The organism is Streptomyces sp. NPDC058877, from assembly GCF_042742855.1.
GTDB lineage: Bacteria > Actinomycetota > Actinomycetes > Streptomycetales > Streptomycetaceae > Streptomyces.
Genome location: NZ_JBHYMF010000031.1, coordinates 1 through 22616 on the forward strand (window position 1 = coordinate 1; position 22616 = coordinate 22616).

24 protein-coding genes are annotated in these 22616 nt (G+C 72.1%); 11 read left to right on the forward strand and 13 right to left on the reverse strand.

Annotation, left to right across the window (positions count from 1 at the left end; all coding sequences use genetic code 11):
* Window positions 1-380: 380 nt before the first annotated feature.
* Window positions 381-701 carry a hypothetical protein gene (locus ACFW2Y_RS10225; protein WP_384876155.1) on the forward strand — a complete coding sequence of 107 codons (321 nt, stop codon included), beginning with the start codon at window positions 381-383 and terminating at the stop codon, window positions 699-701.
* Here the strand turns inward: ACFW2Y_RS10225 and ACFW2Y_RS10230 are convergent.
* Genes ACFW2Y_RS10230 through ACFW2Y_RS10240 form a run of 3 tightly spaced genes read right to left on the reverse strand, consistent with a single transcriptional unit; the run spans window position 682 to window position 4961 of the window.
* Entirely contained in the window at window positions 682-2022 is a 1341-nt protein-coding gene (locus tag ACFW2Y_RS10230) for an SWF or SNF family helicase (protein WP_384876157.1), read from the reverse strand. The genes ACFW2Y_RS10225 and ACFW2Y_RS10230 overlap by 20 nt on opposite strands.
* A complete protein-coding gene (locus ACFW2Y_RS10235) occupies window positions 2019-3590 on the reverse strand; it encodes a DEAD/DEAH box helicase (protein WP_384876159.1) in 1572 nt (523 codons plus the stop codon). The genes ACFW2Y_RS10230 and ACFW2Y_RS10235 overlap by 4 nt, the downstream gene beginning before the upstream one ends.
* A 39-nt stretch (window positions 3591-3629) precedes the next feature.
* Window positions 3630-4961, reverse strand: coding sequence for an SNF2 helicase-associated domain-containing protein (locus tag ACFW2Y_RS10240; RefSeq protein WP_384876161.1), 1332 nt, complete (start codon window positions 4959-4961; stop codon window positions 3630-3632).
* Between the two features lie 352 nt (window positions 4962-5313).
* Between ACFW2Y_RS10240 and ACFW2Y_RS10245 the strand changes: the two genes are divergently transcribed.
* Window positions 5314-6420: an acyl-CoA desaturase gene (locus ACFW2Y_RS10245; protein ID WP_384876163.1), complete on the forward strand. Its 1107-nt coding sequence runs from the start codon at window positions 5314-5316 to the stop codon at window positions 6418-6420.
* A 191-nt stretch (window positions 6421-6611) separates the two neighbouring features.
* Here the strand turns inward: ACFW2Y_RS10245 and ACFW2Y_RS10250 are convergent, their stop codons facing one another.
* The 3 genes from ACFW2Y_RS10250 to ACFW2Y_RS10260 all read right to left on the reverse strand — a co-directional run bounded on the left by ACFW2Y_RS10250 (window position 6612) and on the right by ACFW2Y_RS10260 (window position 8717).
* Complete coding sequence (locus ACFW2Y_RS10250; protein ID WP_384876165.1) at window positions 6612-7544, reverse strand: hypothetical protein; 933 nt, start codon at window positions 7542-7544, stop codon at window positions 6612-6614.
* A 99-nt stretch (window positions 7545-7643) separates the two neighbouring features.
* Complete coding sequence (locus tag ACFW2Y_RS10255; protein ID WP_384876167.1) at window positions 7644-7979, reverse strand: hypothetical protein; 336 nt, start codon at window positions 7977-7979, stop codon at window positions 7644-7646.
* Between the two features lie 132 nt (window positions 7980-8111).
* On the reverse strand, window positions 8112-8717 hold the full coding sequence (locus ACFW2Y_RS10260) for a class I SAM-dependent methyltransferase (protein ID WP_384876168.1): 606 nt from the start codon (window positions 8715-8717) through the stop codon (window positions 8112-8114).
* Between the two features lie 150 nt (window positions 8718-8867).
* Between ACFW2Y_RS10260 and ACFW2Y_RS10265 the strand changes: the two genes are divergently transcribed.
* From ACFW2Y_RS10265 to ACFW2Y_RS10285, 5 genes are all read left to right on the forward strand, one after another.
* Window positions 8868-9698: an MHYT domain-containing protein gene (locus ACFW2Y_RS10265; protein ID WP_384876170.1), complete on the forward strand. Its 831-nt coding sequence runs from the start codon at window positions 8868-8870 to the stop codon at window positions 9696-9698.
* A gap of 162 nt (window positions 9699-9860) precedes the next feature.
* Entirely contained in the window at window positions 9861-12806 is a 2946-nt protein-coding gene (locus tag ACFW2Y_RS10270) for a nitrate- and nitrite sensing domain-containing protein (protein WP_384876171.1), read from the forward strand.
* Entirely contained in the window at window positions 12803-13237 is a 435-nt protein-coding gene (locus ACFW2Y_RS10275) for a roadblock/LC7 domain-containing protein (RefSeq protein WP_384876173.1), read from the forward strand. Before ACFW2Y_RS10270 ends, ACFW2Y_RS10275 begins: the two co-directional genes overlap by 4 nt.
* A 16-nt stretch (window positions 13238-13253) precedes the next feature.
* Complete coding sequence (locus tag ACFW2Y_RS10280) at window positions 13254-13670, forward strand: DUF742 domain-containing protein (RefSeq protein ID WP_384876175.1); 417 nt, start codon at window positions 13254-13256, stop codon at window positions 13668-13670.
* Window positions 13651-14265: an ATP/GTP-binding protein gene (locus tag ACFW2Y_RS10285; protein WP_384876177.1), complete on the forward strand. Its 615-nt coding sequence runs from the start codon at window positions 13651-13653 to the stop codon at window positions 14263-14265. The genes ACFW2Y_RS10280 and ACFW2Y_RS10285 overlap by 20 nt, the downstream gene beginning before the upstream one ends.
* A gap of 37 nt (window positions 14266-14302) precedes the next feature.
* On the opposite strand, the gene ACFW2Y_RS10290 is transcribed toward ACFW2Y_RS10285, so the two are convergent.
* Window positions 14303-14728 (reverse strand): PPOX class F420-dependent oxidoreductase, encoded by a 426-nt coding sequence (locus ACFW2Y_RS10290; protein ID WP_384876179.1) that lies wholly within the window; start codon window positions 14726-14728, stop codon window positions 14303-14305.
* Window positions 14729-14892: 164 nt separating this feature from the next.
* Between ACFW2Y_RS10290 and ACFW2Y_RS10295 the strand changes: the two genes are divergently transcribed.
* The 3 genes from ACFW2Y_RS10295 to ACFW2Y_RS10305 all read left to right on the forward strand — a co-directional run bounded on the left by ACFW2Y_RS10295 (window position 14893) and on the right by ACFW2Y_RS10305 (window position 17127).
* Window positions 14893-15306 carry a roadblock/LC7 domain-containing protein gene (locus tag ACFW2Y_RS10295; protein WP_384876181.1) on the forward strand — a complete coding sequence of 138 codons (414 nt, stop codon included), beginning with the start codon at window positions 14893-14895 and terminating at the stop codon, window positions 15304-15306.
* A gap of 468 nt (window positions 15307-15774) precedes the next feature.
* Window positions 15775-16152: a hypothetical protein gene (locus ACFW2Y_RS10300; RefSeq protein WP_384876183.1), complete on the forward strand. Its 378-nt coding sequence runs from the start codon at window positions 15775-15777 to the stop codon at window positions 16150-16152.
* Window positions 16153-16341: 189 nt separating this feature from the next.
* A complete protein-coding gene (locus ACFW2Y_RS10305) occupies window positions 16342-17127 on the forward strand; it encodes a polysaccharide deacetylase family protein (protein WP_384876185.1) in 786 nt (261 codons plus the stop codon).
* A 416-nt stretch (window positions 17128-17543) separates the two neighbouring features.
* Here the strand turns inward: ACFW2Y_RS10305 and ACFW2Y_RS10310 are convergent, their stop codons facing one another.
* The 6 genes from ACFW2Y_RS10310 to ACFW2Y_RS10335 form a co-directional block, all read right to left on the reverse strand.
* Window positions 17544-18731 carry a globin domain-containing protein gene (locus ACFW2Y_RS10310; protein WP_384876187.1) on the reverse strand — a complete coding sequence of 396 codons (1188 nt, stop codon included), beginning with the start codon at window positions 18729-18731 and terminating at the stop codon, window positions 17544-17546.
* 67 nt (window positions 18732-18798) lie between these two features.
* Entirely contained in the window at window positions 18799-19260 is a 462-nt protein-coding gene (locus ACFW2Y_RS10315; RefSeq protein WP_384876189.1) for an RrF2 family transcriptional regulator, read from the reverse strand.
* A 36-nt stretch (window positions 19261-19296) separates the two neighbouring features.
* Complete coding sequence (locus ACFW2Y_RS10320; protein WP_384876191.1) at window positions 19297-19854, reverse strand: hypothetical protein; 558 nt, start codon at window positions 19852-19854, stop codon at window positions 19297-19299.
* Window positions 19855-20270: 416 nt separating this feature from the next.
* Complete coding sequence (locus tag ACFW2Y_RS10325) at window positions 20271-20663, reverse strand: SHOCT domain-containing protein (protein ID WP_384876193.1); 393 nt, start codon at window positions 20661-20663, stop codon at window positions 20271-20273.
* 152 nt (window positions 20664-20815) lie between these two features.
* Window positions 20816-21265 (reverse strand): peroxiredoxin, encoded by a 450-nt coding sequence (locus ACFW2Y_RS10330; protein WP_384876195.1) that lies wholly within the window; start codon window positions 21263-21265, stop codon window positions 20816-20818.
* 104 nt (window positions 21266-21369) lie between these two features.
* On the reverse strand, window positions 21370-21960 hold the full coding sequence (locus ACFW2Y_RS10335; protein WP_384876196.1) for a PadR family transcriptional regulator: 591 nt from the start codon (window positions 21958-21960) through the stop codon (window positions 21370-21372).
* A gap of 156 nt (window positions 21961-22116) precedes the next feature.
* On the opposite strand from ACFW2Y_RS10335, the gene ACFW2Y_RS10340 reads away from it, so the two are divergent.
* A complete protein-coding gene (locus ACFW2Y_RS10340; protein WP_384876198.1) occupies window positions 22117-22602 on the forward strand; it encodes an SRPBCC family protein in 486 nt (161 codons plus the stop codon).
* The last annotated feature ends 14 nt before the right edge of the window (window positions 22603-22616 follow it).

The following is a 22616-nucleotide window of genomic DNA, read 5'->3' on the forward strand; positions in this document are numbered from 1 at the left end:
GTGTTGGCGGTGCGGGTGAAGTCGCCGATCTCCTCGGCGGGGCTGCGGGCGAGCTGGTCGGCGTAGGCACCGGCCAGGGTGCGCAGGGTCTGCTCGTCGGCGTGCCGTCCCCCGTTCCGTCCGGCGAAGCGAAACCGCACGGTCCTGCCCCGATCGGCGCGGGGACGGCCGACACGTCGAGCACCGGAACGCCCCGGGTCCCCTCGGCCCCCGGCGGCGAGCCCACCGGCACGGGTCTCGCGGACCGCACCGGGCGGTCTCGGGACACGAGCTCTCCGAGGCCGTCCCGGTCCGGCAGCGACACCCCTTCGAAGGCCGCAACGCCCTCGGTGCGTCCGTCGAGCAGCAGGCCCTCCGGCCGTCCCGTCTCCTTCGAGGACATGCGCGTCGGGGACTGCTTCGACCTCGATCGCGACGCGCCGGGCACCGCCTTCCGTCGTTCCTGTGACGCGCCGCACCAGGCGGAACTGGTGGCACGGCCCCGCATCGTCGTTGCCCACGCCACCGACCAGATGGTGCGCGAGGCGGCCACGGAGCTCTGCGGCGAACCGCTCCGCAGCAAAGCCGCGCGGCAACCCGTCGGCACGCGGTGGACCACCTTCGTCCAGTACCCGTACCTGACGAGCTACCTCCTCGGCTCGGACCGGGCGGCCTGCAGCCTCGTCGCCACCAGTGGCACGCTCAGCCGCCCGCTTCAGTAGCGTCCGCGGCGAACGCCGTCGCCAGCGTCGTGGCCGGATCGCGGTCCGGCGGGCCGGCCGGGGACCAGTGGGACCCCGATCTCAGGTAGGGCCACCAGCGGTCGTCCTCGTCGAGGCGCAGTTGTGCGCGGGTGCCCGTGACCGTCCAGCGGGCGCCGGCCGTCCGATGCAGGGCCGGCCGTTCGCCGTCCGCCCAGGCTTCGGCGAGCCGGTCCCCGGCGCGGGCCAGCGCCCCGGGGCCCGGTGTCCACTCCTCGTCCAGTACGGTCAGGGCGGCGGCACCACCGAACCGCCACGCGCGTGCGGCGAGCTCCAGCTCCGCCTTCGACCTGCCCGAACCGGAGGCGAGTCGCCTCGCGATCCAGGGGACGGGGCCGCACGCCGCGAGCCGAGCCGCGTCCTGGGCGACGGTCAGACCCGTCTCGGTCGGATCCGTGGTGCCACCGGGGCCGCCCCCGGGGCCCACGAGGTCGAGCAGGAGCCGGTGGGCGCGGGTGGCCGCGTCCGCCGCGAGGAACTCAAGGGCCGTCGGGTCGACGCCGGGACCGGGCGGGGTCTCCGTGTCCAGGGAAGGGGGCTGCCCCGGCACGGGCGGCGCGCCCGGAGGCGCGGGCAGCGGGGGGAGGAGGAACGCCGCGGCGTACGCCTCTTCGGCGGACACGCCGGGCATTCCACTGCCCTCCGTGGTCCCGGTACCCGGCTTGCCCGCGGTGCGGGCGGGCGGTGCGGCGGCACGCGAGGCGCTGCGCGTCCGCAGCTGGTCCACGAGGGCGCGTTCGCCACGCCCTCGCACCAGCAGGAGGAGGAACGGGTCTTCGTCGAGGAGCCGCGCGACGTGGTAGCAGAGCGCCGCCGTGTGCGGACAGTGGTCCCAAGCGCCGCAGTCGCACTCCGGTTCCAGGTCACCGACGCCCGGAAGCAGGTCGATTCCGGTCGCCGTCGCGTCCTCCACCAGGTGGGGCGGCATCTCCCGCTCCAGGAGCGCCGCGATGTGTCCGGCACTGTCGACGACCAGGTCGAGCAGCCGTTCCCACTGCTCCTCGGAGAGCTCCTGCACCAGCACGTCGCTGCGGTACGCCGTGCCGTCCTCGTCCTTGACCACTGCCGTGATCCTGCCGGGGCGCACGGACACGGCCCCCACCGCTCCCGCGCGCGCATAGCGGCGCCCTGCCTTCAGCTGCAGGCCGTCGAGCGCGCTGTTTTCCAGGGCCTTCGTCCACGCCCGGCCCCACCAGGTCCGTGCGAACCCGCCGCCCCGGGCCGGCGGCAGTGCCGCGAAGGTCCGCTCGTGGTCTTCCCGTGACTGCTCGTAGCCGCTCATCGTCCGTCCCCCCGCAGCCGTACCAGTTCCGCCAGCTCCGCGTCGGTGAGTTCGGTCAGCCCCCGCGAAGCCTCTCCGTCCGTTCCGAGGACGGTGTCCGCGAGCTCCTTCTTGCGGTCGAGCATCGCCGAGATCCGGTCCTCGATCGTTCCCTCGGCGATCAACCGGTGGACCTGCACCGGCCGGTCCTGCCCGATCCGGTAGGCGCGGTCGGTGGCCTGTGCCTCCACTGCGGGGTTCCACCAGCGGTCGTAGTGCACGATGTGCTCGGCGCGGGTCAGGTTGAGCCCCGTGCCGGCGGCCTTCAGGGAGAGGAGGAAGACCGGTACCTCGCCGCTCTGGAAGCGGGCCACCATCGCCTCCCGTTCGACCACCGGGGTGCCTCCGTGCAGGAACTGCGTGCGCACCCCCCGCGCGGCGAGGTGCGCTTCCAGGATCCGGGCCATCCCCACGTACTGGGTGAAGACCAGGGTGCAGGCGCCCTCGGCGAGGATGGTGTCGAGGAGCTCGTCGAGCAGTTCCAGCTTGCCCGAGCGCCCTCGGATCTTCGGGTCTTCCTCCTTCAGGTACTGGGCCGGATGGTTGCAGATCTGTTTGAGACCGGTGAGGAGTTTCACCACGAGGCCGCGACGCTCCATGCCGTCGGCCTCCGCGATCGCCGCCAGCGTCTCCCGCACGACCGCCTCGTAGAGGCCGGTCTGCTCGGGCGTCAGGGAGACGGTCCGGTCGGTTTCGGTCTTGGGTGGCAGTTCGGGGGCGATGCCGGGGTCGGACTTGCGGCGGCGCAGCAGGAAGGGGCGGACCAGCGCGGCGAGCCGCGCAGCGGCAGCAGGGTCACGGCCGCCCTCGACGGCGGTGGCGAAGCGGTTCCTGAAAGCACCGAGGCTGCCGAGCAGCCCGGGCGTGGTCCAGTCGAGGACGGCCCAGAGTTCGGAGAGGTTGTTCTCCACCGGGGTGCCCGAGAGCGCCACGCGTGCGCGTGCCCCGATGGTCCGCAGGCGGCGTGCGGTTGCCGAGTGCGGGTTCTTGACGTGCTGGGCCTCGTCCGCGACGACGAGGCCCCAGTCCTGCGCGGCCAGTCGCTCGGTGTCCAGCCGCATGGTGCCGTATGTGGTGAGGACGAAGCCGCCGTCGGGGAGTTCCTCCAGGTCACGGGCGGCGCCGTGGAAGCGGCGCACCGGTGTGCCGGGCGCGAACCTCTCGATTTCACGCTGCCAGTTGCCCATGAGCGAGGTCGGGCAGACGACCAGGGTCGGTCCCGCGGACGTGGGGTCGGTCTGCCGGTGCAGATGCAGGGCGATGACCGTGATGGTCTTGCCGAGCCCCATGTCGTCGGCGAGGCAGCCGCCGAGCCCGAGGGACGTCATCTGGTGGAGCCAGTTCAGTCCGCGCAACTGGTAGTCGCGCAGGGTCGCGGCGAGCGCCGGGGGTTGGGGGACCTCGCTCCCACCGCGGGCGGGGTCCGCGAGTCGTTCGCGCAGCCGTTCCAGCCAACCGGTCGCCGACACCTCGACGGAGCGCCCGTCGAGGTCGGTCGTGCCGGTGAGCACCGCCGCAAGGGCATCCACCGGCGTGACCCCGCCGTCCCGGTCGGCCCGGGTACGGGCTCAGCGCGCCTCGGCCGGATCGACGAGGACCCAACGGTCCCGCAGGCGGACGAGGGGGCGGCCGGCTTCGGCGATCCGGTCGAGTTCGGCTCGGCTGAGTTCCTGTTCCCCGATCGAGAAGCGCCAGTTGAAGGCCAGCAGGGAGTCCGCGCCGAGTAACGGGAGCGGTCCGGAGGAGCGTGCACCGCCGGGGTGGTCGATGTCGGTCGCGATGTCGGTCCCGAGGGTCGGGTTCCCGTCGGCGTTGCCACCGGACGTCTCCGGACCGATCACCGCACGTGCGGTCAGCCGGTCGGTGAGCTCGCGCGGCCAGTAGATCTGGACGCCTGCCGCTTCGAGGGCCCCGGTCGCCGGACCCAGGAGTTCCGTGACCTCCTCGTCGGTGAGTTCGAGCGCGTCGGGGACGGCTTCCGACAGGAGCGGGGACAGCGGGGGCCAGGCGCGTGCTGCACGCCGAAGGGCGAGGAGTGCGTCCATCGGGGCCCGTGGGCCGAAGGAGGGCCCCACGCGTTGGGCGCCCGACCACACCTCTGCGGCGTCCGCGACCAGGCTCGGGTCGGCGACCGAGTGCAGTTGGAGCACGGCCCGGAAACCGGGGGGCACCCGGGCCTCCGCGGCGAAGTGCGGGAGTTCGAGCCGGAGCGAGAGTCGAACGCCTGCGTCGTGCACCGCAGCCAAGTCGGCCGTCCACGCACGCTGTTCGGGGACGGTCTGCGGGGCGTCGGCCGCAAAGGCCGGTCCACCGGCCGCGAGCGGGGCGGCCGGTGTGCGGGGAAGCGTGTCGGCCACGGCGTCGACGAAGGCGTGCAGCAGCGCCTCGGGTTCGGGGAGGAGGAGCGGCCCCTCGTCCGACAGGGGCACGGTGTGGGCGGTGGGTGGCATCGACGCGGCGAGGGTGCGCAGTTCGTCCCATTCGCCGGGGCCGAGAGGGCCTGCCCGCCATGTGTCGTGGTCGCCCGGGGTGAGGCCCGGCAGCAGCAGGCCGCGTGCGACCAGTTCCAGGGCCAACAGGGAGGCGGCTCCCCAGAAGGCGGTCGAGGGGGAGCCGGTGTTCGAGAGGCGGGCTCGGGCGAGCAGTGGAAGGGCGTCCCGGACCGACAGGGTGTGAACGGGGACGGTCGTGGTGCTGATGCCGTCCTCTTCCACGACGGTGAGCACGCAGGTGCCCGGCGAGAGGTCCACGGATGCAAAGGCCGGTTCGCCGGCCGGGTCCCAGAAGGCGATCCGGCCGGCGCGGGGCGGTTCGGCGGGAAGGAAGACGGTGGCGCGCCGGGCGAGTTCACGGGGGAGGGCGGGGGAGGGGGGGCAGAGCGGCGGCGTGGGTCGGGGCATCGGGTCCGTACGAGAGCGTCAACGCATTCCTCAAATTTGACTACCGAAAGACCGAGTTGCCGATGGTACGGGACGGACGGGCTGCCCGCGTCCCCTTCGTGGGTGAGGCGCGTCACTTCTCGGTGTCGGCACGGATCCCGTGCCCCGTGCGCCGACCTCGTGCTTCCCCTCCCGCTGGGGGTGGGGGTCGCCCCACCGCGCCCCCCGACGTCCCCCCTGCCCCGGATGGGTGGTGGCGCCATGGTCCCGGACGATCGCCGGTCCGTACGTTCTCCATGGGCGCACAGCGATCGCCCACTGCCCCCGTCGATGGCGCACCGCGTTCACCGACCGACGGAATTCGGAGCCCACCATGTCCCAGGCAACCGTCGTACCCCCGGCCGCCGCCCCTGTCCCGCCGTCCGCCCGTTCCCGGAACGGCAGCGAGTTCACCCCGCTCCTGCGCACGATCAGGGAGCAGGGGCTCCTTGAACACCGCCCCGGCTGGTACGCCCGCAGCATTGCCGTCAACCTCCTCGGTGCCGCCGCCGTGGTCGCCGGGCTCGCCCTGCTCGGCCCCTCCTGGTGGGCTTTGCCGCTCGCCCTTCCCCTCGCGCTGTTCTCCGCGCGCGCCGCCTTCGTCGGCCACGACGCGGGACACGCGCAGATCACCGCGAACCGCACGACGGGCCGGATCCTCCAGCTCGTGCACGCCAACCTCTTCCTCGGGATGAGCCGGGAGTGGTGGAACGACAAGCACAACCGACACCACGCCCACCCCAACCACCTCGACAAGGATCCCGACGTCGCCGCCGACGTACTCGTCTTCGCCGAGCACCAGACGCTCGGCCGCCGGGGCCTGCGCGGCTTCCTCACCCGCCACCAAGCCCGGTTGTTCTTCCCGCTGACCACTCTGGAAGGCATGGCCCTCAAGGCCTACGGGATCCGGGCCCTTCTCGCGGAGGACGGCCCCTGCCGGAGCCGGAGCGAGCGGCTCGTCGAAGCCGCCCTGATCCTGGCCCACTTCGCCGGCGGTGCGGCGCTCCTGCTCGCCTTCTTGACCCCCGCCCAGGCGCTGGCGTTCGCCCTCCTCCACCAGATGGCGCTCGGCGTTCACCTGGGCCTGGCCTTCGCCCCCAACCACAAGGGCATGGAGCGCCCCGACGCACATCCGGACGGCGAGAACTGGGGCCATCTGCGCAGGCAGGTGCTCACCTCGCGCAACATCCGGGGCGGTGCCCTGACCGACTGGTTCCTCGGCGGGCTCAACTACCAGGTCGAGCACCACCTCTTTCCGAGCATGCCCCGCCCGAACCTCCGCCTGGCCCGGCCCGCCGTACGCGCCCACTGCGCCGCACTGGGCGTCCCCTACACGGAGACCGGTTTCGTGGACTCGTACCGCCAGGCCCTCGGCCATCTGCACCGGGTGGGCGCAGGGCTCCGCGAGGGGGAGGCCGAGTCGGGTCGGAGGCGGCCATGAGCGAGGGGAACAGCCGTCCGGCGCGACGCGGGTGCCGACGGCGAGGTCGTGCGCAGGTCAGTGCCATGGGCGCCGTGCTCACCTGCGGTGGGGTGCGGCCCGGTGGCCCGGTCGGGGTCGAAGCGCCGGGGGGGCCGCACCGCCCCTTGGGACGGGTCGGTTCGAGCAGGTGCCCACTGTCTGCGAAGGCCTCAGGAGGGGCGTACGGCCATGGCGTCCAGCGCAGCGAGGAGGGCCGGAAGCTGGGGCCCGCGCCCCACGGGCAGCACCGCGCGCGGCAGCTCGTCGAGGAGGACGAACGCCATGTCGTCGGCCTTGGCCACGAGCGACCAGCCGGGGCCGTCCGCGCGGAGCACTCCGGCCGACGAACGAACCCGACCCACGGGCGGCGGGTCCTCCAGATAGCCGTGCAGCTCGGCCAAGGCCTTCCTGACCCCGCTGTAGGGATCGTCGGGAAATGCAGCCCGAGCCGCCCCACCGGAAGCCGCCCCACCGGAAGCCGGCTCGCCGGAACCGCCCACCGGAGCGGCAAGGCCGACTCCCGAGCGGTTTTCGCCGGACCCCGCCAGAGGCCCGTTGGTTCCCGTCACGGGACCGCCGTGGCCGGTCGCCGGGGCCGGGTCGGTCCCCTCGTCGCTCGCCCGGGTCCGCCAGGAGGCCCACTGGAGCGCCACTTCGTCGGCGCCGAGCCGTCGTTGGGCGGGGCCCCAGCGTTCGCCCGAGGGAGGGGTCAGCGGAGCCGGTGCGCCTTCTTCCGGAGGAGGGTCGTGCGGAGCCGGGACGCCCGGGGCCGCGGTCGCCACGGGGAGCGGCCAGCCCGGCAGCCCGGCCACCACCGAGCGCTCGTCGGGGGAGAGGTCGTAGGCCATGCCGCAGTCCCAGGAGGAGATGGCCACGGCGACGAGCGACACGTCGTCGACCACCACCGTCCAACGCGCCCCCAGGCCGTCCTGGCCGAACACGAGTCCGTAACCCTCGGCGTACGGAGACAGGCCGAGCGCGGCGCAGGCCGCCGGATAGTCGTCCCCGAGCACGCTGGGGAAGCGTGCGGGCGTCAGCAGCGCCGCAGTGAGCACGAACAGCTCATCGGCATCGGCATCGGCGATCGGGTCCGCATCGGCCACGGCAGCCTCCCCATCTGGTCGTCGGCGCACCTTAACGAGCGGGTAACCCGCTCGTCGAGGGTCTCCGTCGGGAAACCTCGGGTTCTCGGGGCGCGTGCGTCATGTGTCCTCCGCGTGCCGGGGCGCCGGCACCTCCCGCAGACCGAGCAAGGAGCGGGCCATGGCGCCCGGGGGTTGGTTCCGTTCCCTGGCGAGGGTGAGCAGGGCCCGACAGGCCAGTTCGTTGATGCCGAAGGAGAGCATGTCGGGGGAGACCCGGCCCGCCGCTTCCTCGGCCCGGGCCGGATCGCCTTCGGCGCAGGCGGCCACGTAGTCGGCCGCGGCTTCGAAGAGGTTGTGCCCCTGACGGGGGCGCGATGACGCCGGCGCGAGGGCTTCGGGCGCCTTCCGGCCGGAGGGGAGGAGTCTGCGCAGTCTTTCCGTCACTCGTGCCACGGCTCGCCGCCTTTCCCGGGCACGACTGCCCGGCAGCTCCACGGTAGACAGTGAAGTGCTGTTGAAGAAGGGCGCGTTGGCATCCGTGATGAGGATGTGGGAACGCGTGCGAAGGTTCGACGCGCCGGCGGCTCAGCCTTCGCGGACGGCCAGGGCCAGATAGCGGGCGTCCTCATCGACGTAGTCGACGAGCTGCCAGCCGGCCTCGGCGAGCAGGACGCGCAGACGGGGCTCGGCGCGCAGGTCGTCCGAGGAGACCTTCCGGCCGTGACGTGCGGCGAGGGCCGCCCGTCCGATCGGATGGAACAGCGCGAGCCGGCCACCGGGGCGTACGGTCCGGGCGAGCTCCCGCAGGGCGGCGACGGGCTCCGGGAGGTGGGAGACGAGACCCGCCCCGAAGACGGCGTCCAGCACGCCGTCGCGCAGCGGCAGCCTGCCGACGTCGGCGAGCAGGAGGGCTCCGCCGTCCTCGCCGCTGCGTCCGGCATCGACGGCCCGCTCGATCATCTCGGGGGTGAGGTCGACCCCGAGCACCGTGCCGGTGGGGCCGACGGCAGCCCGGAGCGGCAGGAGTGCGCGTCCGGTCCCACAGCCGGCGTCCAGAACGGCGTCGCCCGGGCGCAGGCCGAGACCGTCCACCGCGGCGGCGTACGCGGGACCGTCCTCGGGGAACCTGCGGTCCCAGCCAGCGGCGCGGGCAGCGAAGAATTCTCGTACGCGCAGGGGGTCATCGCTCATGTGCTCATCATCCCGCACCCGGAGGGGTGAACTTTCTGTGCATCCGTTCGAGCCCTGCGCGGTCGTGCGGGGTCGCCTCCTGTCACATTCCACCAGCTTTCGAAATGCGCCCCCAGTGCGCCCCTCCATGCGCACTACCGTCCCTGGGCCATGGGACACCTGGACCACGCCGCTTTCGGCTGGCTGACACCCGCACTCTCGTACGCGATGGCCTGCACCGGTGCCGCCCTCGGACTGCGCTGCACCGTACGGGCGCTCGCCGCAACCGGGCGATCGCGGCGCAACTGGCTGCTCACGGCCGCTTCCGCGATCGGCACCGGCATCTGGACGATGCACTTCGTGGCCATGCTCGGATTCGGCGTGACGGGAACCGACATCCACTACGACGTCCTGCTCACCCTCCTCAGCCTCGTCATCGCGATGACCGTCGTCGGCGTCGGGGTCTTCGCCGTCGGCCACGGGCGCGACCGGGGCCGCTCGCTCCTGGTCGGCGGACTCACCACGGGCCTCGGCGTGGCGAGCATGCACTACACGGGCATGGCAGCCCTCCGACTCCACGGCCGCGTGCGGTACGACCCGCTGCTCGTCAGCCTCTCGGTACTGATCGCCGTCCTCGCCGCCACGGCTGCGCTCTGGGCTGCGCTCCACATCCGGGCCCCGGCAGCGGTGGCCGTCGCCTCCCTCGTCATGGGGGCGGCGGTCAGCAGCATGCACTACACCGGCATGTTCGCGGTACGGGTCGAGGTCCTCCCCTCCGGGGCGCCCCTTCCCGGAGCCACGGCCATGCAGTTCGTCTTCCCGCTCGCCGTCGGCCTCGGCTCCTACCTCTTCATCACCTCCGCCTTCGTCGCCCTGTCACCGACGGCCACGGAACGGGTCGCCTACGCCTCCGCCGGACACCCCGCCGAACCGTACGAGGGCGCGGTGGACGCCGCCCCGCCCGGCCTCCCCGCCGCGGCGGCCCGCACCTCGATGCCCTGACCCCCGCCGCCGGCCGAGCCCGACGTCCCCGGACGACCGGGCACTCCCTTCCCGCGGGCCACTGGAGCAGATCGGCCCCGGGCCGTCGGGCACCCGCCCCGCCCCGTCCACCCGACGCACGCCACGCCGCACCACAGCAGACACAGCCGGAACGAGGAGGCCATGCGAACTCCCCGCAAGAACAAGGACGCCGAGGCGTCACCACCGGTGGCCGCGCGGGGGCGGCGCGCGCATGCGGGGCAGCCCGCCGTCGAACCGGACCCCGAAGGTTCCCCACCCCCCGAACACCAAGCACCCGCGGAGCCGAGCGAGCCGGCACGCGCCGCCACCGCTCGCTCCAGCGCCCGTCCCGCCGGGCACCGCGTCCACCACCGCCCCTGGAGGCTGCGCCCGCGTACGGTCCGGGCCAAGATCGTCTCGCTCCTGATGGTCCCGGTCGTCTCGCTCCTCGCGCTCTGGGGCTTCGCCACCGTGACCACCGCCCAGGGCGTCGTCGCACTCCGCCACGCCCAACGTGTCGACGAGGAGGTCCACCAACCCGTGCTGGCGGCCCTCAACGCCCTCCAGGACGAACGGCGAGCCGCCGCCCGACAGGTTGCGGCACCCGGAGCCACCCGGGCCACCGAGCTCAGGGAACGCATCCGCCGGACGGATGCGGCCGTCGGCCGGCTCCGCCTGGACCCCACCCACACCGTCGGGGACGCCGGAGGCCTCCCCGGAGACGTCGCCGCCAGGGTGAACACCTTCGTCCGCACCGCGGAGGGCCTCGCCGGGCTCCGCACCGCCGCGCTCGACGGGCGCGCCGACTGGGACCGGGCGTACGGCGCGTACACGGAGGCCGTCACCGCTGCCTTCGCCGTCAGCGGTGCGCTCACCCGCGCCCAAGGAGGTGAGCAGGCACCCGACGCACGCGCACTCCTCGAATTCGGTCGGGCGGGCGAAATGCTGTCCCGCGAGGACGTGCTGCTCACTTCCGCCCATCTGACCGGTCGGTTCACCGAGGAGCGGCTCCGCGCCTTCTCCGGAGCCGCCCAGACCCGCCGCGTCCTCACGGCTTCGTCCACTGACGACCTGCCCGCCGTCGAGCGCGGCGCATGGGAACGGCTCTCCACCGGCACCGACCACATCCGACTCGCCCGCGCCGAAGACCGGATCAGCGCCGCGTCCCCCGGCCGTCCCGCCGCCCAGGCCGTCCCCTCCGCCGACTGGGACGACACCGTCTCCTCCGTGCGCGGCGACCTCGCCGCATTCGAGGCGGATGCACGCGCCGCAGCGGCAGACCGCGCCGACCCCTTCCACGGCGGAGCCCTCACCCCGGGGGGCGTAGCGGTCGTCCTCGGACTCGTGGCCGTCGCCGCCTCCCTCGTCATCTCCGTGCGGATCGGCCGTGGCCTCGTCGTCGAGCTCGTCAGCCTGCGCAACACCGCCCTGGGCATCGCGCGCCGGAAACTCCCCGAAGCCATGCGGCGGCTCCGCGCCGGCGAAGAGATCGACGTCCGGGCCGAAGCCCCACCCGAACACTCCTCCCAGGACGAGATCGGCCAGGTCGGCGAGGCCCTCGCCATCGTCCATCGAGCCGCCCTCTCCGCTGCCGCCGAGCGCGCCGAGCTCGCCAGCGGCATCTCCGGGGTCTTCGTCAACCTCGCCCGACGCAGCCAGGTCCTCGTCCACCGCCAGCTCAACCTGCTGGACAACATGGAGCGGCGCGCCGACGACCCCGGTGAGCTCGGTGACCTCTTCCGGCTCGATCACCTCACGACCCGCATGCGACGCCACGCCGAGAGCCTGATCATCCTCTCCGGCGCCGCCCCGGGCCGCGCCTGGCGCATGCCCGTCCCGCTCAGCAACGTGGTCCGCGCCGCCGTCTCCGAGATCGAGGACTACGCGCGCGTGGAGGTCCGGCGACTCCCCGAGACGGCCGTCACCGGCGGAGCCGTTGCCGACCTCACCCACCTCCTCGCCGAACTCATCGAGAACGCGGCCCAGTTCTCGCCGCCCCACACCAAGGTGCGGGTCGTGGGGGAACCCGTCGGCAACGGCTACGCCCTGGAGATCGAAGACAGGGGGCTCGGCATGGGCAAGGAGACGCTCGCCGAGGCGAACGCCCGCATCGCCCGGTCGGAAGCCCTCGATCTCTTCGACAGCGATCGCCTCGGCCTCTTCGTGGTCAACCGCCTCGCCTCCCGCCACGACATCAAGGTCCACCTGAGGACCTCTCCCTACGGCGGCACGACGGCCGTCGTGCTGCTGCCGACCGACCTGCTCCAGGCCACCGCGGCACAGGGGCGCGGCACACCGGCGAACGGCCCCGAAAACCTCCGTGCCGGGCCCCCGTCCCCAGGGCGCACCGGTGCCCGCGCCACTGGGCGAGCGAACGACGGCGAGGGACGCATCGGCAACCGTCCCCCCGGGGACGCACCCGCCGCGCGTGGGCGAGAAGAGGCGCACCGCGCCGAGGCCCGCCGCTTCGGGCGGCCCCCGGGCCCGTACCCCTCCCACCGGGGCGGCCCGCCGCCCCGGCTCCCCGGCGGGCCGACACCACCCGCCGGGGCCGGCCGCGGGGCCGCCACCCCGCCACCGACGGGAAGCCCGTCCGTCCGCCTGCCCCAACAGGCGGACGGAACCCGGCCACAGCCCCCTACGCGCCCGACCGCGCTCCCCCCACCGGGCGCGCGACCGGAATCCGGTACGGATCCCGGGGGCACCCGGCCCCCGATCGGGGTCACCGAACTGCACCGGCACGGACCACCCCCCGTGCCGCCGCTCCCGTCGGAACGGACGCCCGCCGCGCCCACGGGCGGAGGCTCCGCAGGGCGCCCCGAACCTGCCGGACAGGACGCCCCGGACGGCGAACTACCCCGGCGCGTACGACAGGCGAGCCTCGTCCCCCAGCTCCGCGAGGTCCTGCCCCCGGCAGCAGCCCCGGCACCGGCCGGCACCGATGTGCGCACTCCGGAACGGGTCAGGGACCGCATGGCGGCCTATCGGGACGGCTGGCAGCGGGGCGGTGGCGTCACCACGGCCCCCCGACGTCCCCTCGGCACGGGCCATGACACCGGACCCGGCAACGCCCTCCCCGACCCTCGCTCCGAAGGAGACGACACATGATCGACCACGAGCGGATCCCGCACCACCGGTCCGGAGAGCTTGACTGGCTCCTCGACGACCTCGCCCAGCGGGTCGGGGAGGTCCGCCACACCGTGGTGCTCTCGAACGACGGACTCGCCGTCGGAGCCTCCAGCGGACTCAGTCGTGAGGACGCCGAGCACTTGGCCGCCATCGCCTCCGGCTTCCACAGCCTCGCCAAGGGGGCCGGCCGGCAGTTCGGCACCGGTGGGGTCCATCAGACGATGGTCGAGATGGACGACGGCTTCCTCTTCGTCGCGGCTGCCGGAGACGGCTCCTGCCTCGCCGTCCTCAGCGCCGCGAGCGCCGACATCGGGCTCATCGCCTACGAGATGGCCCGCCTCGTCAAGCGCGTCGGCGAGCACCTGCACACTCCGCCGCGGCTCGCGGTTCCCCCGTCGGCCGCCGGCTGAACCGGGAGGGGCCACCATGAACGACGATCGTGCGGGCAACGGCCGGACGGCACCGGGAAGCCACTGGTACGACGCCGACGCCGGACCGCTCGTCCGTCCGTACGCGATGACCGGAGGCCGAACCAGACCGGGACCCGACACGGTCCGGTTCGACCTGATCGCGTTGGTCGTCGTGGACGACGACCCGCCGGGGCCGGCCGAGGAGGAGCTCCTCGGTCCCGAGCACCGGTCCCTGCTCTCCCTGTGCCGGGCGGAGACCGCGTCGGTGGCCGAACTCGCCGCCGACACCGACCTGCCCGTCGGAGTCGTCCGGGTCCTCCTCGGCGACCTCCTCACATCGGGCTTCGTGCGCGTCAGTCGGCCCGTACCGCCCGCACAGCTCCCTGACGAAAGAATCCTGAGGGAAGTAATCGATGGCCTACGAGCGCTTTGAGAACACCGGCTCCGGCGACGGCGCAGATGCCGCCCTCGCCCTGAAGATCCTGGTCGCCGGCGGATTCGGCGTCGGCAAGACCACCCTCGTCGGCGCCGTCAGCGAGATCAGGCCCCTGCGCACCGAGGAACGGCTCAGCAGGGCCGGCGAGCGGGTCGACGACACCGGAGGCGTCGATCAGAAGACCACCACGACCGTGGCTATGGACTTCGGCCGCATCACGATCCGCTCCGGGCTCTCCCTGTACCTCTTCGGCACGCCGGGACAGGACCGGTTCTGGTTCCTCTGGGACGAGCTGTCCCAGGGCGCACTGGGGGCGGTCGTCCTCGCCGACACCCGGCGATTGGAGGACTGCTTTCCGGCGGTCGACTACTTCGAGCACCGCAAGATCCCGTTCGTGGTCGCGGTCAACTGTTTCGCGGGCGCGCGCACCTACGGGGCGCACGACGTTTCCCGGGCGCTTGACCTGGACCGCGGCACGCCCGTGGTGCTGTGCGACGCGCGGGACCGCGACTCGGGGAAGGAGGTGCTGATCCGCCTGGTCGAGTACGCGGGGCGGATGCACACCGCCAGGCTCTTGGACACGGTCGGCTGAGGAGGCGGGGCACGGAGGCGGGTGGGGTGACGAGGGTTCAGTCGGACACGCCGGCCTCGGCGACCACCTTCTCGATCCTCACCCGAACGAGCAGTTCGCCCGGGACCGCATTGCGCTCCCCGAACTCCTCCGCCCGGTCCCGTCCCATGTACCGACCGCCGATGCGGGTCGCCCAGTAGCGCAACTCATCCATTTCCCGGCTGAGTTCGGCGCGACCGCTGAGTGACGCGAAGGCGAACGGCGGAGTGTCGTCGTCCACGCACAGGGACACCCGGCCGTCACGCGCGAGGTTGCGGCCCTTGACCGTGCCCCTGCCCGTGTTGAACACGAAGTCGTCGCCGTCGAGCAGGAACCAGATCGGCACGACGTGCGGACTGCCGTCCTCCCGGACGGTCGCCAGCTTGCCCGTACGGGTCCCCTCGGACACGAAGGTCCGCCACTGGTCCTCTGTCATCCTCGTCATGTCCCCATGGTGCGGCACGCGCGGGTGTGGCGCAGTGCTTGCCCTGCTCACGACAGTGCGTAAGGCTTGCGGCGATATGCGGACCACGACGGTACGGACCACGGGGCCTTGCGGACCACTCTGGTCCGCCCACGGGGTCGTTCCGACTAGGGGGGAGAACACTGATGGCGTTGGACAAGGGACTGGACTGGCTCCTGGACGACCTGACCCAGCGGGTCGGGTACATACGGCACGCGCTGGTGCTGTCGAACGACGGTTTGGTGACGGGCGCGAGCAGCGGGCTCGTGCGGGAGGACGCCGAACACCTGGCGGCGGTCTCCTCCGGCCTGCACAGCCTGGCCCGGGGCTCCGGCCGGCACTTCCGGGCGGGCCGGGCGCGGCAGACGATGGTGGAGTTCGACGACGCCCTGCTCTTCGTGACGGCGGCGGGCGAAGGCAGTTGCCTGTGCGTGCTGACCGCGGCGGAGGCGGACATCGGGCAGGTGGCGTACGAGATGACGCTGCTGGTCAACCGGGTCGGTGAGCACCTCGGTGTTGCGGCGCGGCAGCCCGGTTTCCCGGAGGGCGGCGCCCTCTGACGGCACGCCGCGTCCGGTCGCTCACGAGCGATGGCCCGCACACGGTCGGCGGTTGATCACGCCCGGGGCGTCGCCCTCCGGGGGTTCGAACGATTCGTGAGGCCGGAGCAACGGGAACGCAGGAGGCAGCGGTCGACACGAGGGCGCCCGGGGCCCGGCCGCGGTGCCACTCCAGCGGGCCGTGCAGGAGCGGAACCGGAGGGCGGGTTCCCCGGTTGCCGTTCCGGCTCGGTGAGGGCCGGACGAGGCCCCCGAGGGGGCGTCACGCTCGGCTTCCCCCGGCTCCTGGGGCCTTGTCCGGACGGGCGGCCTCGGGGTCCGGCGCGGTGGGGGGTCGCCGAAGGTCGCCGAACACGGCCGGCGGGCCTCGCGGTGCGGCTTCTCCGGAGGGATGCTGGAGTCGTGGTGCGACGAGGGCCCGGTGCGAGGGGCGCGTGGCGCCACGAGTGATCGGCAGGCCGCGAGGAGATGAGCGACGTGTACGACTTGCACATCGACACCGACGTCACCGTGCAGCTCAGCGACTGCTGCCAGGAGGACGCCCAGGCCGTGTTCGAGCTTCTTGACCGCGTCTATCAGTTGGAGGACGTGGAAACACCGAGCCCGCAGGTCGTCGTGGGACCGGCGACCACCGTCTGGACCGCCACGTTCGACACCGCTGCCGGACGGCGCGAAGAGGTGGGCCCCACCTCCTTGTCCGACATGGTGGGGGCAACCCTCACCGGTGGCTACCGTGCTGTCGACGAGGTCGAGAAGGTGCTGGCCGCGGGCTTCGACATCCGGTCCCTACAGGCCGTTTCCGGTGACCAGGAGACGGAGGCCCGGCTGTTGCTGGCCTCCCGCTGAGGGGAACGCGAGGACGCTCCGGGTGACGCGGACGGGCGTCGCCCGGGGTTCTCCTGTGTCCGCGGACCGTCGGACCACCCCGCCGAGGACCCCGCTATACACCATGTGTAGAGTTCTTTCGATCATGTCTGCCGTCCTGACCAGCGGCAACGACCACTTCGAAGACGTCACGGGGAAAGCGGGTCCACCATGTTCCGATTCAGGCTTGGCCGACGCAGGGCCGCGACCACGGCCCTGCTGGCCACGGCATCGCTGATGTTGACTTTGGGGGCCTGCGGAGTCCATACGGTCACACCTCAGGACGCCCGGGGGGAAGCCGGGACGGACGGCAAGAGGGGGGCTGAGCCTCGCCGTGTCGACTGCGCCGAGGTCAAGTGCATAGCCCTGACCTTCGACGCGGGCCCCGGCAAGGACACCCCTCGGCTCCTCGACGTCCTCAAGGAGAAGCAGGTTCCGGCCACCTTCTTCCTGCTCGGTCGGAAACACGTCGACCGCTACCCGGAGGTCGTCAAGCGGATGGCCGGCGAGGGGCACGAGATCGCCAACCACACGTGGACGCACGAGATCCTGACCGACCTTGACGAGCCGGAGATCCGTGACCAGCTGGTGCGGACGCAAGAGGCCATAGAGGGGATCACCGGTCGCAAGCCCACGCTCATGCGCCCGCCGCAGGGGCGTACCGACGACAAGGTGTCGAAGGTGAGTCGAGAGCTGGGGCTGGCCCAGGTCCTGTGGAGCGTCACGGCGAAGGACTACTCCACCACCGACTCCGAGCTCATCAGGCAGCGCGTCCTCGACGGCGCGCACCGGGACGCGATCATCCTGCTCCACGACATCTACGACGGGACCGTGCCGGCCGTGCCCCCGATCATCGATGAGCTCAAGCGGAGGGGCTTCACCTTCGTGACGGTGCCGGAACTCCTCGCCCCGGGAGAGGCGCGGCCCGGCGCTGTCTATCGACCCGAGAAGGACTGACGGGATCGGTAGAAATCGGGTGAGGTGACTCACACCGCCCGGTAGGGACTTCTCGGAACATTCGAGAAAGGTTTACCGTTCTACGTATGTGACGGTGAAGGGGTCCGGTCCCCAAGGTCCCCCCCCAGCGGCGACCGCCCTTCTCTCGTCACGGCGATCGGCCCCGGTTGGAATCCCCCGTCCAACCGGGGCTCTGTCGTTCCGGCGCTTCCCGGTGTCCTCGGGGGGCCTCCCGAGGACACGAAGCGCTGTTGCTGCGGGCCGTGCTCTGACTACGACCCTTTTCGCGTTGCGGCCGAAGTCCGTGCTTCTCCCCGATCGGCGAGCGAGGCGTCGCCGTCGGGTGCTCCGGCACCGCCCCGTCGTCATGCGAACGGCCGCGGGGCGACGCCGGACGGAGAGGGGGCGAGGGCTGTTCAGTCCTCGGCGCCCAGCCACAGGTCCGGGCCGAACACCTCGTAGTGGATGTCTGCTGCTGCGGTGCCCCGGTCGAGGAGGTCGCTGCGCACCGCCCTCAGGAAGGGGAGCGGCCCGCACAGGTACGCGGTCGTGTCGGCCGGCAGGTCGATGAGCGTGATGTCGGCGCGTCCCGGACGGGCACCGGAGTCACCCGGCTCCTCGTACCAGAGGTGCAGCGTTGCCTGCGGCAGCGCGTCCACGAGGCGTCGCAGCTCCTCGGCGTGTGCGTGCGAGGCGGGGGAGCGGTCGGCGTGAACGACGACGACCCGCCGGGTCGACCCGGCGGCGGCGAGGTGGTTGAGCATGGACAGCATCGGGGTGCTGCCGATTCCGGCGGAGGCGAGCAGCAGGGGCTTCTCGTCCTCGGGCAGGACCAGGTCGCCGAACGGGGCCGAGACCTCCACCGCGTCCCCGACGCGTGCGTGGGAGTGCAGCCACGAGGAGACCTCGCCCGCCGGGTCGCCGTCGACCCGCTTGACCGTGATCCGCCACTGCGGGTGCTCGGGAGCGGAGGACAGGCTGTACTGGCGGATCTGTCGGGCGCCGTCCGGCAGCGTGACCCGGACGCTCACGTACTGGCCCGGTCGGAACGGAACCGTGGGCGTCCCGTCGGCGTGCCGCAGGACGAAGGAGGCCGTGTCGGCCGTCTCGTCCCGGCGCTCGGCGATCTCCATGGCCTGCCAGACCTGTCCCTCCGCGACCCCCGCCTCCCGGTAGAGCCGGGCTTCGACGGCGATGAGGGCGTTGGCCATCAACCAGTACACCTCGTCCCAGGCGCGTGCGACCTCCGGGGTCACCGCCTCGCCGAGGACCTCCACGATCGCGGCGAAGAGGTGCTCGTGCACGGTCTTGTACTGCTCGGAGGTGACGCCGAGCGAGGCGTGCTTGTGCGCGATCCGGGACAGCATGGCGTCGGGGCGGCCGTCCGGGTTCTCCAGCAGCGCGACGGCGAAGGCGGCTATGGAGCCGGCGAGCGCCTTCCGCTGCTCGCCGTTGGCCTGGTTGCCCCGGTTGAACAAGTCGCGCAGGAGCTCGGGGTGGGCGGCGAAGAGGCGTCCGTAGAAGCGCTCGGTGATCTCGTCGAGGGCGCCGCCGACGGCGGGCAGCGTGGCGCGGACGATCGGCACGGAACGGTCGGACAGCATGGGGACTCCAATTTGGTAGATGATCTACGTATTAAAAGGTAGGGGTGTGCCCCCTCGGGGGAGGGGGTCAGGAAGGCGGTTCTGTTGATGTGGAGGGCCGTGGGCTGAGGGTGAGGAGTAGTGGTCCGGTCGGCGAGGCGACGAGTTCCGCCACGGTCAGCGGGTCGAGCGCGCGGTAGAAGGCTTCCTGCGCCTCGCGCAGCGCTCCGCGCAGCCGGCACGCACTGCGGAGTGGACATGGTGGATCGCCCTCGCAGGCGACGACCTCCTCCTCGCCCTCCAGGGTCCTGGTGAGCCAGCCCACCGAAGAGCGTCGCCCCAGTTCCGTGAGGGTCAGTCCGCCGCCGCGTCCGCGGCGCGCCTCCACCACGCCGAGGTGCTGGAGCCGGGTGACCACCTTCGCCATGTGGGCGTAGGGCACGTCCATCGACTCCGCCACCTCTCGGGTGGTGACGGATTCCTCCGGCGCGGTGACCGCCAGGCGCATCACGGCACGGAGCGCCAGGTCGGTGAACTTCGTCAGCCTCACGGTCTGACCGTATCAAAGAGGTATCTCAAGTTCGTATTAGGGGGGCGCTTCTCCGTGCGGCGTTCGTGCCCGACGACGCCACAGCCACCAGCCACCCGTGCACAGACAACTCGTGGTCAGTACGATCCCGGCCACGGGCCAGCGTCCGCCGGCGATCCGGGTGTCCGTGAGGACGATCACGAGCAGGGCGATCGCCGGCAGCAGGAGCGACCCGAGCGCCCGCAGGGCGGCCAGGGTCATGGCGGGGTCGACCCGGACGCTGCGCGGGGAGCGCAGGTCGCGCGTGCCGACGTAGAAGAGGGTGGCCCGGTCGATCAGCTGGTTCGTGGCGCGGTCGTACGAGACGGCCATGTAGGGCAGCCAGACGAGCGGGGCCACCAGGCCGATCAGGAAGACGGCGGTGACGAGTGCCCACTGGCCGATCCGGGTCCAGGGGCCGACGCGTTCTTCGGAGGGGGTGATCAGTCCGAGCAGTCGCGCCATGCGCATCACCAGGTCCCGGAGCGCCGCGGCGCGCCCCCGCTCGCGCTGCTCCCGGGGCTCGTGCGGAGCGGTGTCGAGGGCGGCCAGGGCCGTCGTGGTGTCTTCGTACACCCCTTGGAGGACGAGGAGTTCGGCTGCCCGCTCGGGTCGAGTGGCGTCCCGTCCCTCGACGGCGGCGAGTTCGAGGACCGTCCGTGCCTGGGAGAGCAGGGCACCGCAGAAGGCGAAGGGGATGAGCAGCAGGTAGGGGCCGCCGACGAAGGCGCCTTCCGTGGCGACCCGCCGGCGTCCGTGCTTGAGGACGAGCGCCCGGAGGGTTGCCGCGTCGGCCCCGGGGTGAGCGGCGCGGAGGCGTTCGACGGCTGCTCCGGCCCGGGGACTGAAGTGCCGCAGGGCGAAGGAGGCGAGCGCTTCGGGGAGCCTCTCGGGGGCTGCCGTGACCTCCCTCAGCAGTGATCCCGTGAGTTCCGAACCCGGCTCGTCCCCCTTGGTGCGGGCAGCCGCTGCCGCCCGTTGCTTCCGGAGCCTCAGGAGAGGACCTTCGCCTTGGCCTTCTCGAACTCCTCGGCCGTGATGGCGCCCTTCTCCTTGAGGTCGGCCAGGCGGGCCAGTTCATCGGTGGCGCTGCCGCCCTGTGGTGCTGCGGCCTTGCGGATGTACTCCTGGAACGCGGCCTCGCTCTCCTTGGCGCGCTTGGCGTCCCGCTGACCCATGCTCTTGCCGCGGGCGATGACGTAGACCAGCACCCCGAGGTACGGGAGCACGATGCAGAAGATCAGCCAACCGGCCTTGCCCCAGCCGCTGAGCGAGTCGTCCCGGAAGATGTCGGTGATCACCTTGAACAGCAGGAACAACCACATGATCCAGATGAAGAACCACAACATGGTCCAGAAGAGGTTGAGGAGGGGGTAGTCGTCCATTCCTGCACGCTCCGTTCCTGTGCAGACCGGGAGGGGCCTGGCGTTGCAGCGAGTCTCACCCAGCCTCCGTGCTTCCGCACGTCGTGACGCCTCTGGGCGCGGAGCGGGCGCCTCCGTGTTCGGATGGAGCTTCGGTCCCCACCGCGCCGGAATCAGGCGCGGTGCAGCGAGGCCAGTGCCCGATCCGCGTGGGCGCTCATCCGCAGCTCGCTGCGGACCACTTCCCGGATGCGTCGGTCTCGGCCGATCACGAAGGTGACCCGCTTCGTCGGGGCGAGCGAGAAACCGCGTGTGACGCCGAACCGCTCGCGTACGGCCCCGTCCGTGTCGGACAGCAAGGGATAGCCGAGCGAGTGCCGCTCGGCGAAGGCCTGCTGTCGCTCGACGCCGTCGGAGCTGATGCCGACGGGTAGGGCCCCGACGGCCCGGAACTCGGTCGCGAGGTCACGGAAGTGGCATGCCTCGGCCGTGCAGCCCGGAGTGAGGGCCGCAGGATAGAAGAAGAGGACGACCGGGCCTTCCGCGAGTAGACCGCTCAGCGAACGAGGAGTGCCCGTCTCGTCAGGGAGGGTGAAGTCCTCGACGAGGTCGCCGACGTTCATCTGGGGCCGTCCTTCGTCCGTCGCCGTGGAGCCGTCGCCGCCCGCGGCGGCCGACCGGTGACGTTACCGCAGAGTAGGGTCACCGTCACCCCCCCGGCTGCCGGTCACGGTTGGTGCGTGGCCTCCACGGTCGGGTTCCCCGCGGTGCAGCGCAGGTCGAGCACGGCGAGGGTCTGCTCACCCCACCGTAGGTTCTCCTCCTCGAAGAACCGCCCGCGCATCAGGGTGAGGTACGGTCCCACCCGTTCCGCCTCAGCGAGGTAGGTCTCCTCGTCCCGACCATCGAGCATCCGCTCCCGCATCCGGTCGTAGCGGGCCAGCTTCGCCCGTGCCGTCTCCATCCGCTGGGCCACGAAGGCGCGGACGGCACCGGTGTCGCCCTCGTCGCACGCCTGCACCTGGACCATCAACTCGTCGCGGACGGCGCTCGGGCGCGGTGGCGTCGCGGTGTAGGCGGCGAGGTCCCGTCTGCCCGACTCGGTGATGCTGAACACGCGTTTGTTGGGGCGCCGTTCCTGTTCCACCACGCGGGCCGTGATCAGGCCGGCCTCGGCGAGCCGCTCCAGTTCGCGGTAGAGCTGCTGCGGAGTGGCGGCCCAGAAGTTGGCGACGGACACGTCGAAGATCTTGGCCAAGTCGTATCCGGAGGCCTCGCCCTCCAGGAGAGCTGCGAGGACGGCGTGCTTGAGGGACATTGGGACACGCTAGCAGCACGTTGAATAGTTTCTCTCGCACCTATTCAACCCACAGGGCACCCGTGGGTGGACGGGGCCTTCGCTGGCACGTCGGTCCGGCCCCCGCCTAGGCTGGAGGGGCAGGTCGCGGGGGCAGCAAATGCGAGGGGCAGTGCGATGGACAGCGACGCGTTCGTCTACACCAGCTACATCCGGACCACCCCCGACGAACTCTGGCAGGCGCTCACCGAACCGGAGCTCACCCGCCGCTACTGGGGCGTGGCGTTCGAGACGACGTGGGTTCCGGGCGCGTCCATGGTCTGGGACGAGGGCGGTCGAAGGACCGCCGATCCCGAGCAGGTCGTGCTGGAGGCCCGCCCCGGCCGTCTGCTCTCGTACACCTGGCACACCTTCACCCCCGAATGGGCGGAGGCCGTCCGCCTCGACGGCGATGTGTACGAGCACCTCGCCCGACAGCGACGGTCCCGGGTGACCTTCGTGATCGAGCCGTCCGGTGACATGGTCAAGTTGACGGTGACCCATGGTGACCTGGGCTCCGACGGCGTCATCAGGGAGCTGATCGGAGAGGGGTGGCCTGCGTTGATCTCCAGCTTGAAGTCCCTCTTGGAGACCGGCGAGGAGCTTCCGGAGCCGGCCCGCTGAGCCGAGGCCCCTGT